Consider the following 15,561-nt stretch of genomic DNA (forward strand, 5'->3'; position numbering starts at 1 on the left):
AAATTTATAGATATTTATTCGCTTAAGCGAAAACCATCACACTCTTCACTAAGACTAGTAATAACGGCTAAGCCTATCGACAAGAACAGCATTAACTGCCGCCAATACGTCTATTTCAGCAAAAACTAAAACAAGCAAATCAAACTTTTGATTGAAATCTATTCGACTCAGTTGTAAGTGGGGTTTACAAGCGCCATGAGTTCTGGAAAAGTGTTAACACTAAAGCATTACTATGGCAAATAAAAACAATACCTTATATGCTAAAAAACATCTTTCTAGGCTTGCTATTCATTTTCGCATCCCTGCCGAGCACACTTGCTTGGAGCTTTGAACACCTTCAAAATTCGCATCTTCCCTTTATGCTCAATGCTAAAAAATTTAGCATTGCAGAAGGCTTGTCTGAAAGCGCGGCATCCTCTGTCGCGATAGACGCTGAAGGCCACCTGTGGATAGGTACGTTTAATGGCCTTAATCGCTATAATGGTAATACTTTTAGTCATTATGTGGCTTCTGCAATCTCAGGACTATCTACCTCATTTATCCGCAGTTTACTTAATGATTCAAGCAATCGTTTATTAGTCGGCACTAATCATGGCTTAGTAATTTATGACAGCAAACAGGATAAATTTACCGCTATCCCTATCGTAAATTTTGCCGTCGGGCATATTCATGAAGATAATGGACAGATTTTCATTTCAACGACAAATAAAGTGTTTAGTTTAAGCCAAGACTTGAGTAAATTAGTTGAAGTATTACACCTAACGAATGACGAAAACATTCTCACATTTGAATTAGTCAATCAAGGCATAGTATTACGTACCGATAATGGCAACACCTATTTATCAAAAAACAATATCATTACCCCGCTTGGTTATAGTAAGCAGATTGAATCCTTTAAGGATCAAGCTATATTGGTAAGAGACAATGGTTTATTTGATACAAACAACAACTTGATATCAAATACACAAGACATAGACTCTCTCGTCGTAAAAAATAATATTATTTATGCTATATCAAAAAAGAATATTTTGTCATCAATAGATGGCGTCAGGTTTGATGAGTTAGGAAGACTTCCTAATGATATACCTATCATCGCTAAACCTAATTTATTTGCTACAGATGACAAACTAATCATAGCTACTGTAAACCAAGGTTTTATTCTCATTGATAAAACCGCTAACATCATTAATCGCGTCAAAGTTAGAGCCGATAGTGTATGGGACATAGCTACTAGTAATAATAACGACCACAGTATTTTCATTGCCTATGAAAATGGTGATATCATTCATTATGATAAGTTTGGTCAAGTAGTTCACACTTACGCCACCGGTATACTAGGCGCTAAATCCATCGCGAATGAAACCAACTATATTTATCTAAGCAGCTTAAAAGGTCTATTTAAATTAAATAAAGTTACAAGCAACATAGAAAAAATTGCCGATGGCCAGTATACAGTAATATCAAAATCAAGGCTTAATGGTGACTTGTTAGTCGGTGACATTAGCGGTTATATCACTAAGGTCGATGGCAATGATCAATTCACCACTGTACTTGTTAGTAATGGCTATCCCATTTTCAACATACACCTAAGCAACGACTCAGCGCTGATCTCCACTCAAATAGGTATTTACTCATTAAACCAACATACTAGTTCGCATATTATCAAAGATTCTTTTGCCATAAATGCGGTCACCATTAACAAAGAAATTTATTTTGGCACTGAATCTGGACTAAAGCATTACAATGGAAAAAGTATCACTTATATCCACAACAATAAAAAATCTATTTATTCTTTAGCGACAATTGATGGATATGTCATCGCAGCATCAGTAAGTGAAGTCATTATCTACAACACTAAAAACCACAATAAGACTATCATAAACAGATATAATGGTGCACAAGATGAATATAATGCACAAGCAATATCTACAGTTAACAATTCTATTTTGCTCGGTGGTAACCATGGCATAGACTTAGTTAACCCGGCCAAAGCTGAGAATTACTTTAAATCTATGCCAACGCCAAGAGTCGCCTTTAACGACTTACTCATTTTCAATAAATCTCAGCGTGTTGGCAGTGAATTTTTAGCTAGCACAATTAATCATACTGAAGAGCTTAAATTAAAGTATTCCGATTATCCATTTACTATCAATTTTAGCGCGATTGGCCGCAGTAATCATCAATTTACCTTCAAATATAAGTTATCAGAGCTGTCCGATCATTGGATAGAGGCCAATAACACTCACTCGGCAACGTATACTAACCTCTCGCCAGGTAAGTATGTATTTAGTGTATATGCCACTGATAATCAGACACAAATCATTGGTCCTGAAAAATCAATTATCTTAGTGATTACGCCACCTTGGTGGTTATCAACCTCTGCCAAATTAATTTATTTAGTAATTGGCTTACTGATCATCGCCATCATCTTAAGAGTATTCGCCAAAAGAGCCGCCATTCAAAAGCAAATTGCACAAAGTGAAGAACGCCTTAAGCTGTCACTTTGGGGCAGTGGTGATGAAATGTGGGACTGGGATATAGAAACCGGACATATATTTCGCTCTAATATTTGGGGAACGTTAGAATTTCCTCGCGATGGTCGCCGCTCAGGCACTATTGGAGAAGACAGTAATATTCATCCACAAGATCAATCTAGAGTAAGTGAGGCACTAAATCAGCATTTTGATGGCAAAACCGATCATTTTGAAGTGGCTTATCGAGTAAAAGGCAAACATGAAAATTGGTTGTGGATCTTAGATAGAGCCAAAATTGTGGAAAGAGATCAGTTTGATAATGCTCTTCGAATGACAGGTACTATCAAAAATATCAGCATATTCAAGCAAGCTGAAGAACAACTCAAGTTGTTCGAACGTGCCATAAAGAATATCTCTGAAGGTATGTTTATTTTAGATGCGCACTATAGTTTTGTGGAAGTGAACGAAGCCTGCTGCAATATTACTGGTAAAAATAGGCAGCAATTGATTGGCCAACCTCTAAATTTTGACGCCTACCCAAAAAGTTATTCAGCACAAATTAAAGCATTATTACGCAACGATGGCCGCTGGAGCGATGAAATTGAATCAATACGCGGCGATGGCAATAGTATTTTAATCGAGATCACGATTGACGCTATTAATGATGAACAAGGTGAATTAAGTCATTATGTAGGAGTATTTTCAGATATTAGTCGCCGTAAATACCAAGAAGAAGAATTAAGAAAACTTACCAACAATGATGTACTCACGGGCTTACCTAATCGTGCTAACTTACAAGTCAGCCTGCATAACTTAGTCAAGAAAGATCAGCATCATACTTTAATGGTACTAGATTTAGATAAATTCAAAAAAATCAATGACTCACTAGGACATCAAGTCGGTGATCAGTTGTTATGCTTAGTCGCTAGCCGCTTAGTACTAAGCTTACCTAGTACTGCTAGCATCTATCGATTAGGGGGGGATGAGTTTGCTGTATTATTAGATAACCAAGTAGATATCAGTAGCTGCGCCAATATATCCTCTCGTTTGATTACGGCATTCGTTGACCCTTTCATTATCAATCAAGAACCTATGGTCGTCAGCGTCAGTATTGGCATAGTATTTTATCCTGAAGATGAGCAAGACGAGCAAGCATTATTAAGGAAAGCGGATATTGCTATGTATCATGCCAAATCTGCGGGTGGCAATCGTTACCAGTTCTACTCTGAATCGTTAAACCGTCATGCTATCAAACAATTAAAAATGGAAAACCTCATCAGAAAAGGATTGCAGCACAATTATTTTGAAGTCTATTACCAGCCAAAAGTTGATGTGAAAAACCATATGCTTAATGGTATGGAAGCCTTAGTCCGTCTTAGGGATCCTGAGCTTGGGTTAATCCCACCAAGTGAGTTTATTCCTTTAGCAGAGGAAACTGGCCTTATTGCTGAAATTGGCGACCTAGTGCTTACAAAAGCATGTTTTGCTACTCAGCATTGGCGCGAACAAGGCTTATTTAATGGCCGTGTTGCCGTCAATTTATCGTCACATCAATTTGCATTAGCTGATTTACAACAACGAATTGAGTCTATTTTACAATTTACACACTTACCGCCTCACCACCTAGAAATTGAAATTACCGAAGGGACCGTGATTAAACAGCCAGAAAAAGCCATTAAAGTCATGCAAGAACTGGCTGAAATGGGGGTGAATTTAGCCTTAGATGATTTTGGCACTGGCTATTCATCTTTGTCTTACCTTAAGCGCTTTCCTATTCATACACTCAAAATTGATAAAGCCTTTATTGATGATATTACCAACTCAGAACGTGACATGAAGATGGTTGATTCTATTATCACGATTGCCCACAATATGGGATTGTTAGTGGTGGCGGAAGGTGTTGAAAATGCTTCTCAGCTAGCCATATTAAAATTACTTAATTGCGAAGAAATACAAGGGTATGTATTTAGCAAGCCGTTAAAGGAAAGCGAATTTCAACAACTATTAACAGATCTTCAAGAGAAAAAGCAACTTCAGCTAGTCTGCTAAACTAATCTAGTTAATTTTTTCAGGTTTATCCAAAAACCAACGAACAGGTAAGCTAGTGGTTAACATAAGTTATTTACGCTATCAGGATTTTTTTAAGTTAAGAATAGCGTTCCATTGATTGACTGAGGGTAGTGTTCATAATTCTGTGTCATTTCAGTAAAATATTCAAAAACAGGAATGACACATGACCCAACCTTTTAACTTCGAACAAGCCCTTAAAGATCTGCAATCAGGTAAAAGCCTCACAGGTAAAGACAGCATTCTTGGCCCACTGATCAAGCAACTCACTGAAGCGGCTCTCCAGGCTGAGCTTGAGCAGCATTTAGCGCATGATCCTCTGCCTAATCGTAAAAATGGCAAAACCCCTAAGACCATTAAGCATCCGTCCGGTAACTTTGTGTTAGACGCGCCTAGAGACCGCAATGGCACCTTTGAGCCTCAGTTGATTAAGAAAAATCAAACTACGCTAACCGATGAAATCGAACGTAAAGTGTTGTCGATGTTCAGTATAGGTATGAGCTATCGCGATATTAATCAACATGTTGAAGATATGTATGGGATCAATGTGTCTAACGCAACGGTAAGCGCCATCACCGACAAACTCATCCCCGAACTTAACGCGTGGCAACAGCGCCCATTAGATAGCCATTATCCTATCGTTTGGCTTGATGCGATACATTATAAAGTCAAAGAGGATGGGCGTTACGTCAGTAAAGCCGTTTACACATTGTTAGCGCTTAATATGAAAGGAAAAAAGGAAATTTTAGAGCTTCACTTGTCCGAAAATGAAGGCGCTAATTACTGGTTATCGGTGCTGACCGATCTTAATAATCGTGGTGTAAAAGATATTCTTATCGCCTGTGTTGACGGCTTGACCGGTTTCCCTGAGGCCATAGCCAGTATCTTCCCTCATACGGAAACACAGCTATGCGTTATCCACCAGATCCGCAACTCAATGAAGTATGTCGCCTCAAAAAATCAGAAAGCGTTTATGGCTGATTTAAAGCCTGTGTATCGAGCCGTGAGTAAAGAAGCGGCAGAGATGGCATTGGACGAACTGGAGGCCAAATGGGGTGATGCTTATCCGCTGGTAATCAACTCTTGGCGCCGCAAATGGCATAATTTGTCTCATTATATTAAGTACCCAGAACATATCAGGAAAGTGATTTACACCACCAATGCAGTTGAGGCTGTACATCGCCAATTTAGAAAGCTCACCAAAACCAAAGGTGCTTTTCCTAATGAAAATAGCTTGTTGAAGCTCCTTTACGCAGGCATATTAAACGCCTCAGATAAATGGACCATGCCAATCCACAATTGGAGCCTTTGTTTATCTCAGTTAGCGATTTATTTTGAAGGACGTTTAGATAGCGTGCTGGAAATTTAAAAATTAGCCTGACACAGAATTTTGAACGCCCTCTGACTGAGTGCACGGCGGATTTGACTTGGTAATCCTCCCATTTTTAACTGCCGTTAAAAGTAGAAGTTAGGTAGCCATCAGTGGAGGCCTGCCATTATTCGCTTTGTGTAGTCGTTCATGATTGTATAACCATAACCATTTTGTTGCATAATCTTGGACCTCTTCGATTGACTCGAATAAGTACTTGCTCACCCAACTATACCTAATTGTTCTGTTGTGTCGCTCTATATAAGCGTTTTGCTGTGGCTTTCCTGGTTGAATGTAGTCAATCCGAATATTGTTAGCCTTAGCCCATGCGGTGAACTCTGCGTTAATGAATTCAAGGCCGTTGTCACAACGAATAGCCGTAGGTTTAGCTCGTTATTCCAGTAATTGCTCTAAGGTTCTTATCACCCTCGGTGCTGGAAGTGAAAAAACTGGCTCGATGGCCAATCCTTCACAACGGTAATCGTCAATAACGTTGAATAGCCGAAAGTGACGGCCATCTGCTAGTTGGTCATGCATAAAATCGATAGACCAAACTTGGTTGGGCTTCATCGGTTCTTTTAAGGGTTCTGGCACGTTTCGCTTTAACCGCCGTTTGGGGCGAATACCTAGGTTCAATGCCAGTTCGCTATCAGAGTATTGTCATCACAGTACTGCGCTTGATAACGAAAGCACGTTTCACTGACCATAAACGTGCGGCAAGCCATACGAATACTTAGCTGATGGTTTGCCACTGACTGCTGAGCGAGTTCGCGTCCTTCACAGGGCTTCACCACTTTTTTGCCATGGCTTCCTGGATCACTTCGGCTTTAAGGCGTTCTTCTGCGTACATCTTTTTTAATCGTCGGTTTTCATCTTCTAGCTCTTTCATTCGAGCCATTAATGATGCATCCATACCGCCGTATTTAGCACGCCACTTATAAAAGGTGGCGCTACTGAGACCGTGCTCTCGACAAAGCTCAGGCACAGGCGTACTAGCTTCTGATTGCTTAAGGATCGTTATAATCTAGCTATTCGCATATCGTGATTTTTTCATGGCAGAATCTCCTGCATTTAACTTACGAGAAAATTCTACTTTTAGCAGCGATTATTTTTAGGGGGGATTACCATGTCCACTAAGTGGTCGATGACTTAGTTCATTGAAATATTCATCAACAGTCTCATCAAGCCACTAGTCGATTAATTAGTAAAACATGTTGATCACAGGCAAAAATCACTATTGAAAACCGTTTTTAAAGTCAGCGCATATGATTTACCACTATCACCTAATAGCACTGAGCGCCTATATAAAATCAATATAACTTAGCTACGGCCGCAGAATGCCTCTCACTCCATTAAAATTAACTTTAACCACTTACACTAATTTAAGTCCTACCACGCATCTGAATTGGCATACAAAATGCAGATATATCTCGCTGTCAATAAAAACAACTTAAATCAACACGAGAGAAAACAACGATGATTAGAAAGATAGTATTAAGCTTGTCAGTGCTAGCAACTTCTGTGTCTGCTTCAATTCAGGCTCCAGTCGCAATTGATTTATCCAATCAAACTGCCGCCCTGCCTTGGGTGCGTTTCACTGAAACCGAAACTGCCGCCCTGCCTTGGGTGCGTTTCACTGAAACCGAAACTGCCGCTCTGCCTTGGGTGCGTTTCACTGATACCGAAACTGCCGCCCTGCCTTGGGTACGTTTCACTGAAACCGAAACCGCCGCTCTGCCTTGGGTGCGTTTCACTGAAACCGAAACCGCCGCTCTGCCTTGGGTACGTTTCACTGAAACCGAAACCGCCGCTCTGCCTTGGGTACGTTTCACTGAAACCGAAACCGCCGCTCTGCCTTGGGTACGTTTCACTGAAACCGAAACTGCCGCTCTGCCTTGGGTGCGTTTCACTGAAACCGAAACCGCCGCCCTGCCTTGGGTGCGTTTCACTGAAACCGAAACTGCCGCTCTGCCTTGGGTGCATTTCACTGAAACCGAAACTGCCGCTCTGCCTTGGGTGCGTTTCACTGAAACCGAAACTGCCGCTCTGCCTTGGGTACGTTTTAATGACAGTACAGGCATTGCATAAACAGCAGAGCACAGGAAATCCCATGATTACCGTGATAAAAAGAGCATTTGGGTTAAACAAGGCTCCTCGGAAAATGGTGCAACTACCTGAAGGTTTACAGCGTTTAGAAGTCATTCCAGCCAAACGTTGGTGGAACTAGTGGTGCGTTAGCAACATTCATAACAAAGCAAGATAGGGAGCCATGCTCCCTATCTTTCAAATAAACTACCTCTTTTATTTCATCTCTTAGTGCCTTACAGCCCCTTTCCTCTAGCGACACTCTGTGCGCTCTGGGTATCTTGCAATACCTTTTGTCACTCTGACTTTGTCTATACCTAGTGCATTAAGCATACGGTGCATCAATGACACTTAAATATTAAATGGATAACCGAGGAATCAATTTGCCGCTAAAAATAAAAAAGCGGCCAGTGATAGCCGCTTTTTGAATAATTTAATCAACTAGTTAATGGTTATAACGTCATTGGCAGTGAATACGCTTAAAAGAAAGTGCGGCTGTCTTGCACCATAGTTTTTAAGAGAGGGCATGGCGCGAAACGATCGCCAAAGGTTGCTTGGTAAGCTTCTAACTTCGCCACTACGTTCGCAATACCTAAACTATCCATGTATCTAAATGGACCACCTAAGAATGGCGGGAAGCCGATGCCAAAAATGGCGCCAATATCACCATCCCGCGCCGAACTAATAATGCCTTCATCCAAGCAACGAGCGGCCTCATTCAACATTTGAATAACGCAGCGCTCAGCTAAGCTCGTCATTTCCATATCGGAGCTCGGTTTAATACCGAGTACCGCATACACAGATTCATCGACTTGCTTAGCTTTTTTAGATGACTTAGCGCCATAAACATAAAAACCTTTCTCATTTTTGCGCCCTTTACGGCCATCATTAATCAGGCGATCAAATGCCGCCGGTGCCATAAAGCGTTCACCCAGTTCAGTCGTTAAAATGGGAGCAATCTTAGCGCCGACATCTATGCCAACCTCATCCAATAAGGTCATAGGTCCCACAGGAAAACCGAACTTAACTAAGGCTTTATCAAGGTGTGCCACGCTTTGCCCTTCAAGCAACAATTGCGCAGCTTCATTCATATACAAGGCTAAGATACGATTGACATAGAAACCGGCGCCATCTTGCACAACAATCGGAGTTTTGCCTTGCTTACGCGCAAAGGCCACAGTAGTGGCAATGGTTTGTGCCGACGTGCCTTTATGGGCAATGACTTCCACCAGCGGCATTTTTTCTACTGGCGAGAAGTAATGTAGACCAATCACATTTTCTGGACGGCTAGCCACGGCGGCAATTTGGCCAATAGGCAGCGACGACGTATTAGAGGCAAAAATAGTCTCAGGCCCGCAATGAGCTTCAATATCTTTAACCATTTGATGCTTTAAGTTTAAGTCTTCAAATACGGCTTCAATCACAATATCGGCATCTTTAATCCCAGAATATTGGGTGGTGGTGGTCATCATAGCCATCATTTTATCGCGAGCGGCGACCGTCATATGACGACGTTTTACTGGCTTCTCAGTTAACTTGTAGGCATAAGCCAAAGCATTACTTAAGCCCTGCTCGTTAATATCTTTCACTCGCACTGGCACTTTGGCTTTTGAGGCTGTCACTGAGGCAATTCCGCCGCCCATTAAGCCGCCACCTAACACCACGGCTTTCATGACTTTCTTAGGTGCTATGCCATCAACCTTGATTTCTTTTTTCATTTCAGTCATGGCAAAAAATAACGCCCGCATGGCCGCTGATTCTTTGGTCATCACCAAGTTGGCAAAATGGCTGGCTTCAAATTCAAGCCCTTTGCTCATGCCTTTATCCATGCCTTGGCGCACGCAATCAATAATTTTGGCGGGCGCGGGATAATTGCCTTGGGTCTTTTTTATCACTTGCTTGTGCGCTTGCTGAAAAATGATATTGCGGCCAATGCTATTGCCTTCTAATAACTTTTCCACCAAGGTTTGTTTGATTGGCTTACGCTTCTTTTTACCCGCAAGCGCTATGTTGATGGCGGTTTGAGTCAAAATAGTGACAGGTACTACATCATCTACCAGCCCCATAGTAAGCGCTTGCTTAGGGCGAATTTGCTTACCTGTCAGCATCATATCTAATGCTTTTGCTATTCCCACTAAGCGCGGTAATCTTTGGGTGCCGCCACCACCAGGCAATAAACCTAGTTGCACTTCTGGGACGCCTAACTGGGTTTTAGCATCGTCACTACACACCCGTGAATGACATGCTAAGGCAAGCTCTAAACCACCACCTAAACACGGGCCATGAATCGCAGCGACCACGGGAATATTCAAACCTTCCAGAGCGGCAAACACTTGATGACCTTCCTGTGATAACGCTTTGGCATCAGCATAGGTTTGGCAGTTATCTAGCATGCTGATATCAGCGCCAGCCACGAATGAATCTGGTTTACCAGAGACTAATACCAGCCCTTTAATCCGGCTATCTTGCTTAATCTCTTCAATAATTTCCTTAATTTCAAAGGCGAATTCAGATTTAAGGGTGTTCATGGTTTCACCCACAACATCCATAGTCAGTAAGGCAATGCCGTTATCTTGGCGGCTTAATGTAAATGTGTTTTCCATGTGTGTTACTCCACCTCTAAAATCATTGCCACGCCAAGACCACCGGCTGCGCACGCTGTCGCTAACCCAAAACCGCCACCACGGCGCTTAAGTTCATGACACACTTGCGTGATAAGACGCGTGCCTGTTGCGGCAAAAGGATGGCCGTAAGCTAACGAGCCGCCCAGCACATTAAACTTATCCATATCTATCTCACCTATGGCGCGGTTTAAGCCTAATTTATCTTCAGCAAACTTCTTTGAGGCAAACATTTTCATATTGGCTAAGGTTTGCGCGGCAAAGGCTTCATGCATTTCGATTAAGGTTAAATCTTCAAGCTGCATGCCGGCGCGCGCTAACGCCAATGGCGTGGCATAAGATGGGCCCATTAACATATCTTGCCACACGTCAATGGCTGTAAAGGCATAGCTCTTGATATAGCCGATGGGTTGATAACCTAATGCTTTAGCGCGGCTTTCTGTCATCATAATGATGGCTGAAGCGCCATCAGTTAAAGGCGTACTGTTGGCGGCCGTCACTGTGCCATGACGGCGATCAAAGGCAGGTTTTAATTTGGCATAAGAGCTCAACTGCGAGTCTTGACGGATATTGTTATCTATATCAATAAACTTTTTAAACGGTGGCACATGCGCAGTCATCACTTCTTGCTGTAATACCCCGGAAGCCCAAGTTTGGGTCGCTAAGGTATGCGAGCGGTGCGCTAATGCGTCTTGATCTTCACGGCTAATATTATGGGTTTTTGCCATTTGTTCGGCGGTTTGCCCCATGGACAATCCGGTTGAATATTCAGCCACTGCGGGCGGTACTGGCAGTAAATCTTTTAAGCCAAGACGGCGGAAAATAGCCACTTTATCGCCAAGGCTGCGCGCTTTATTTAAATCAACTAATGCGCGCGCTAACTTTTTAGACACACCAATAGGGAGCACTGACGAGGAATCTGCGCCGCCGGCAATACCCACATCAATATTGCCCGCTAACATCGACTCACACACATTGACGGCAGATTGAAAACTAGTGGCACAGGCACGGCTAACTGAGTAAGCATCGGTGGCGACATTCATGCCCGTACCTAGGACAATTTCACGAGCAATGTTTGGCGCTTCAGGCATTTGTATCACTTGGCCATAAACGAGTTGCTGCACTAATGCTGGGTCTAACTCTGCCCTAGCAATCATCTCATTGACGACCATTTTGCCCATATCTAAGGCCGATACACCATGAAAGGCGCTCGCCTGTTTGGCAAATGGCGTACGCAGACCTGCGACTATGGCGATACGCTCGCCGCTGCGCGTGGTCAAATCTTGTCTAGCATGCATGTGTCATCCTCTTGTTATTATTTTGTCCGTCTGCTGCTGAGTGCTGACAACCCACTTAACAGGTCTGACCAATAGAAGTGTGATCAGATTCTAACTATTTCCATCTAGGTTTAAAACACTTGTTTGTTTATTATTAAAATTTACCTACTTTGTGCAACTTTTTCCATGTAAAACAATTAATAGATACACGAGTTCCAATTTCATCGAAACTATTTACACTGTCGTTTGTCTATATCTGCCATCTATAAGTGAATGAGTACCTTTTATGCCAATTAGTCGATTTCATTCTTTGCGCCATTATCTCAATCAACAAGTATTGGGCCAGCCAGATCTCACTGAAAACTTATTAACTGCGCTGATTGCCGATGGTCATTTACTGGTTGAAGGCCCTCCAGGTTTAGCCAAAACTCGCGCAGTTAAAGCCTTATGTGAAGGCGTTGAGGGCGATTTTCATCGCATTCAATTTACCCCAGATTTGCTGCCTGCCGATTTAACCGGTACCGATATTTATCGCGCCCAAACCGGTCAATTTGAATTTGAAGCCGGTCCTATTTTCCATAATCTGATCTTGGCCGATGAAATCAACCGCGCGCCTGCCAAAGTGCAATCCGCCTTATTAGAAGCCATGGCTGAGGGACAAGTCACTGTGGGTAAGCACTCCTACCCGCTACCGGAATTGTTTTTGGTGATGGCCACTCAAAACCCGTTAGAAAATGAAGGCACCTATCCACTGCCAGAAGCGCAGCTTGACCGTTTTTTAATGCATCTCAACCTTGATTACCCCAGCGCCGAAACTGAGCTGAAAATTCTACGATTATCCCGTAACGAGGCCTTAAGCGATCACCAGCTAAAAGTCGAGCCTATTGCGCAAGTAGATGTATTTGAAGCCAGAAAAGAAGCATTGGAGCTCTATTTAGCCGAACCGTTAGAGCACTATATTGTGGATATTATTAACGCCACCCGTAAACCTGCTTTGTATAGTCAGGAACTGGCAGGCTGGTTAGAGTACGGCGTTAGTCCGCGCGCCAGTTTAGCGATTGAGCGCTGCGCCCGTGCCCGCGCTTGGTTGCAACAGCGTGATTTCGTCTCGCCTGAAGATATTCAAGCGGTAGCCCCTAATGTATTGCGCCACCGTTTGCTACTTAGCTATCAAGCGCAAGCCGAAGGGGTGACACGCGATCAGGTCATTGATCACTTATTGTCAGTGGTAGCGGTACCTTAGATATGAATTTACCTTCGTCCATGCCACTGTTTGCCGATGGCATTTCGCTCTGTGATAACGAATTACTTGCCTGTCAGCGACAAGCAGCAGTCGTAAGTGAACGACTGGGGCGTGCCCGCGCGAGTTTATCTGGGCATCGCAATAGCGCCATTAAGGGCCGTGGGATGGAATTTGCTGAGGTACGTCATTATCAGCACGGCGATGATGTCCGCACTATTGATTGGCGCGTAACCGCGAGAACTGGCCAAGCCCACACTAAGTTATTTGTAGAAGAACGTGAGCGCCCAGTCATTATCCTGTTGGACTTGAGCCATAGCATGTACTTTGGTTCAAGTTTATTGCTGCAAGCCGTGCAAGCCGCCCATTTAGCCACAACCTTAGGTTGGGCGGCCATTGGTCACGGTGATCGCTTAGGCGGCTTAATAGTGTCGGAGCATCAGCATAAAGAGCTCAAACCTCGTAGTCGCCAAGCGGGGATATTACCTTTTATCAATACGATAACTAGCATGCATGCTGAGCAGCTGCAGCAGTTTAGCCACACGCCAGCCGATCCTGATCACTTAACCCGCGCGTGTGAACGCTTAGTGTGCTTAGCAAAACCCGGCTCATTGATTTACCTCATCAGTGATGGTTTTAACATGACCCCAGCTTGCCAAGCGCCGTTAAGCTTAGTACACCGACATTGCGATTTAGCCGCGTTTATCATTACCGACCCGCTGCGCCAAGGCGAGCTAGCGCTGCCGCCACAATTTCAATTACCCGTACGCGATCATAATGTTGAGCGCTGGCTTAATCGTCCCAGTTACGAGTTATGGCTAAGGCAGCAGCTACAGCAACAACAGCAATATGTGACTATGTTGCGCGGACTAAAAATCCAGCCACGATTTATCGACGCCGGACTACCGTTATCGCAACAATTACCCAAATTAGGATAAGACAGTGAGCAATGTCGCTATGGCCAACTCACCCTTGGCCTCACTCCAAGATATCCAACTGCCGCCTGAGATTGGCAGTTGGCCACCAGCAATCGGCTATTGGTTAGTGCTGGGTGTGATTATCATCCTCTGCCTAGCGTTAGTGTTATGGATGAAGAAACGGAAACAGCAGCGCCGCGCCCGCAAGCAAGCCTTAGCGTTACTTGCCAAACTCAAGCGCGAGCAGCCGGACTTTAGCAATCAAGTCAATATATTACTAAAGCGTGCCGCCATGAGTTACTACCCAAGGCACAATCTTGCCAGCCTCAATGATGAGGCGTGGTTTACTTGGCTTGATCAAGATTTAGCCAGCCATAGGCGTGGCCAATGGCAGCCCTTATTAGGTCAGCGCTTTAGTGGCAAAGCACTCACTGACGCTCAAACCTTGCAGCTACAAGCATTGGCTCAGCACTGGCTAGTACAAGCCTTGCCGCCAACTCGCGAGCAAAGTCAGAGGAAATTAGTATGTTAACCCTCACTTGGCCTTGGATATTTTTACTTTTACCTTTGCCCTTATTGTTACGACGTAAGCAACAAGCTGTCACTGGCGGTGAACTGCAATTGCCAGGCGTTGCCACTATGACGTCAGCGCCAAGCCAGCCAAGCACGGTTAAGGCCAGCTTACCCCTCTACTTAATCTGGGTTTTGCTGCTCATGGCATTAGCGCGCCCTACTTGGTTAGGTGAGCCTATCGCCTTACCCACAGATGGCCGTGATTTAATGGTGGCGGTAGATTTATCTGGCAGTATGCAAATTGAAGACATGGTAGTGAACAATACTCTGGTGGATAGATTCACGCTTATTCAGCATGTATTAAGCGATTTTATTGAACGGCGCCAAGGCGATCGCATCGGTTTAATTCTGTTTGCCGATCATGCCTATTTGCAGGCGCCACTCACCCAAGATAGACGCAGTGTTAAACAATACCTGCAAGAGGCGCAGATTGGTTTAGTCGGTAAACAAACCGCCATAGGTGAAGCGATTGGGCTTGCGGTCAAGCGCTTTGAGAACCTAAAAGACAGTAATAGAGTGTTAATTTTACTCACAGATGGCAGCAGTAATGCCGGTAATATTGAGCCATTAGCTGCAGCTAAAATCGCGGCCAAACGCGGTATTACTATTTACACCATAGGCATAGGCGCTGAAACGCTTACCCGCCGTGGCATTTTTGGCGCCGAGCAAATTAATCCATCCGCCGATTTAGATGAGTCAACCTTAGCAAGCATAGCGTCTATGACTGGCGGTCAATATTTTCGCGCCCGTAATCCTAAAGAACTGGAGCAAATTTATAACGCCATTGAAAAACTTGAGCCCGTTAGCCGCGATGCGCAAAGTTATCAGCCAAAAACTGAACTCTTTTATTGGCCATTAGCCATGATGTTGTTACTCGGCGTGTCTCTCGCCTTATGGCAAGTCAACAAGCCCAGTCGTTATGTGGAGAGTAAATAATT

General features: G+C 43.5%; 9 protein-coding genes and 1 pseudogene. 7 read left to right on the top strand and 3 right to left on the bottom strand.

All coding sequences use genetic code 11. From position 1 onward, the window contains the following. Nucleotides 1-257 precede the first annotated feature (257 nt). Together AC1HDP_RS06620 and AC1HDP_RS06625 are read left to right on the top strand one after the other, a co-directional pair. Nucleotides 258-4,523: an EAL domain-containing protein gene (locus tag AC1HDP_RS06620; RefSeq protein WP_479638134.1), complete on the top strand. Its 4,266-nt coding sequence runs from the start codon at nucleotides 258-260 to the stop codon at nucleotides 4,521-4,523. Nucleotides 4,524-4,707: 184 nt separating this feature from the next. Next, nucleotides 4,708-5,910: an IS256-like element ISSod4 family transposase gene (locus AC1HDP_RS06625; RefSeq protein ID WP_479638135.1), complete on the top strand. Its 1,203-nt coding sequence runs from the start codon at nucleotides 4,708-4,710 to the stop codon at nucleotides 5,908-5,910. Between the two features lie 99 nt (nucleotides 5,911-6,009). Here AC1HDP_RS06625 and AC1HDP_RS06630 read toward each other — a convergent pair. Then, nucleotides 6,010-6,934 (bottom strand): annotated as a pseudogene (locus AC1HDP_RS06630) (IS3 family transposase). A gap of 452 nt (nucleotides 6,935-7,386) precedes the next feature. Between AC1HDP_RS06630 and AC1HDP_RS06635 the strand changes: the two are divergent. Continuing rightward, complete coding sequence (locus AC1HDP_RS06635) at nucleotides 7,387-7,998, top strand: hypothetical protein (protein WP_479638136.1); 612 nt, start codon at nucleotides 7,387-7,389, stop codon at nucleotides 7,996-7,998. Between the two features lie 476 nt (nucleotides 7,999-8,474). Here AC1HDP_RS06635 and fadJ read toward each other — a convergent pair whose 3' ends face one another. Next, complete coding sequence (fadJ, locus tag AC1HDP_RS06640; RefSeq protein ID WP_479638137.1) at nucleotides 8,475-10,598, bottom strand: fatty acid oxidation complex subunit alpha FadJ; 2,124 nt, start codon at nucleotides 10,596-10,598, stop codon at nucleotides 8,475-8,477. Nucleotides 10,599-10,603: 5 nt separating this feature from the next. Continuing rightward, nucleotides 10,604-11,914, bottom strand: a complete 1,311-nt coding sequence (gene fadI / locus AC1HDP_RS06645) for an acetyl-CoA C-acyltransferase FadI (RefSeq protein WP_479638138.1) — start codon at nucleotides 11,912-11,914, stop codon at nucleotides 10,604-10,606. Between the two features lie 265 nt (nucleotides 11,915-12,179). Between fadI and AC1HDP_RS06650 the strand changes: the two genes are divergently transcribed. From AC1HDP_RS06650 to AC1HDP_RS06665, 4 genes are read left to right on the top strand one after another with little or no spacing between them, the layout of a single operon-like run. Then, nucleotides 12,180-13,136, top strand: a complete 957-nt coding sequence (locus tag AC1HDP_RS06650) for an AAA family ATPase (protein ID WP_140933039.1) — start codon at nucleotides 12,180-12,182, stop codon at nucleotides 13,134-13,136. Between the two features lie 2 nt (nucleotides 13,137-13,138). After that, complete coding sequence (locus tag AC1HDP_RS06655) at nucleotides 13,139-14,071, top strand: DUF58 domain-containing protein (RefSeq protein WP_479638139.1); 933 nt, start codon at nucleotides 13,139-13,141, stop codon at nucleotides 14,069-14,071. A gap of 4 nt (nucleotides 14,072-14,075) precedes the next feature. After that, entirely contained in the window at nucleotides 14,076-14,582 is a 507-nt protein-coding gene (locus AC1HDP_RS06660; protein ID WP_479638140.1) for a DUF4381 domain-containing protein, read from the top strand. Beyond that, nucleotides 14,576-15,559 carry a vWA domain-containing protein gene (locus AC1HDP_RS06665; RefSeq protein ID WP_479638141.1) on the top strand — a complete coding sequence of 328 codons (984 nt, stop codon included), beginning with the start codon at nucleotides 14,576-14,578 and terminating at the stop codon, nucleotides 15,557-15,559. Before AC1HDP_RS06660 ends, AC1HDP_RS06665 begins: the two co-directional genes overlap by 7 nt. Nucleotides 15,560-15,561: the final 2 nt, after the last annotated feature.

This window comes from Shewanella sp. ISS20, assembly GCF_056522965.1.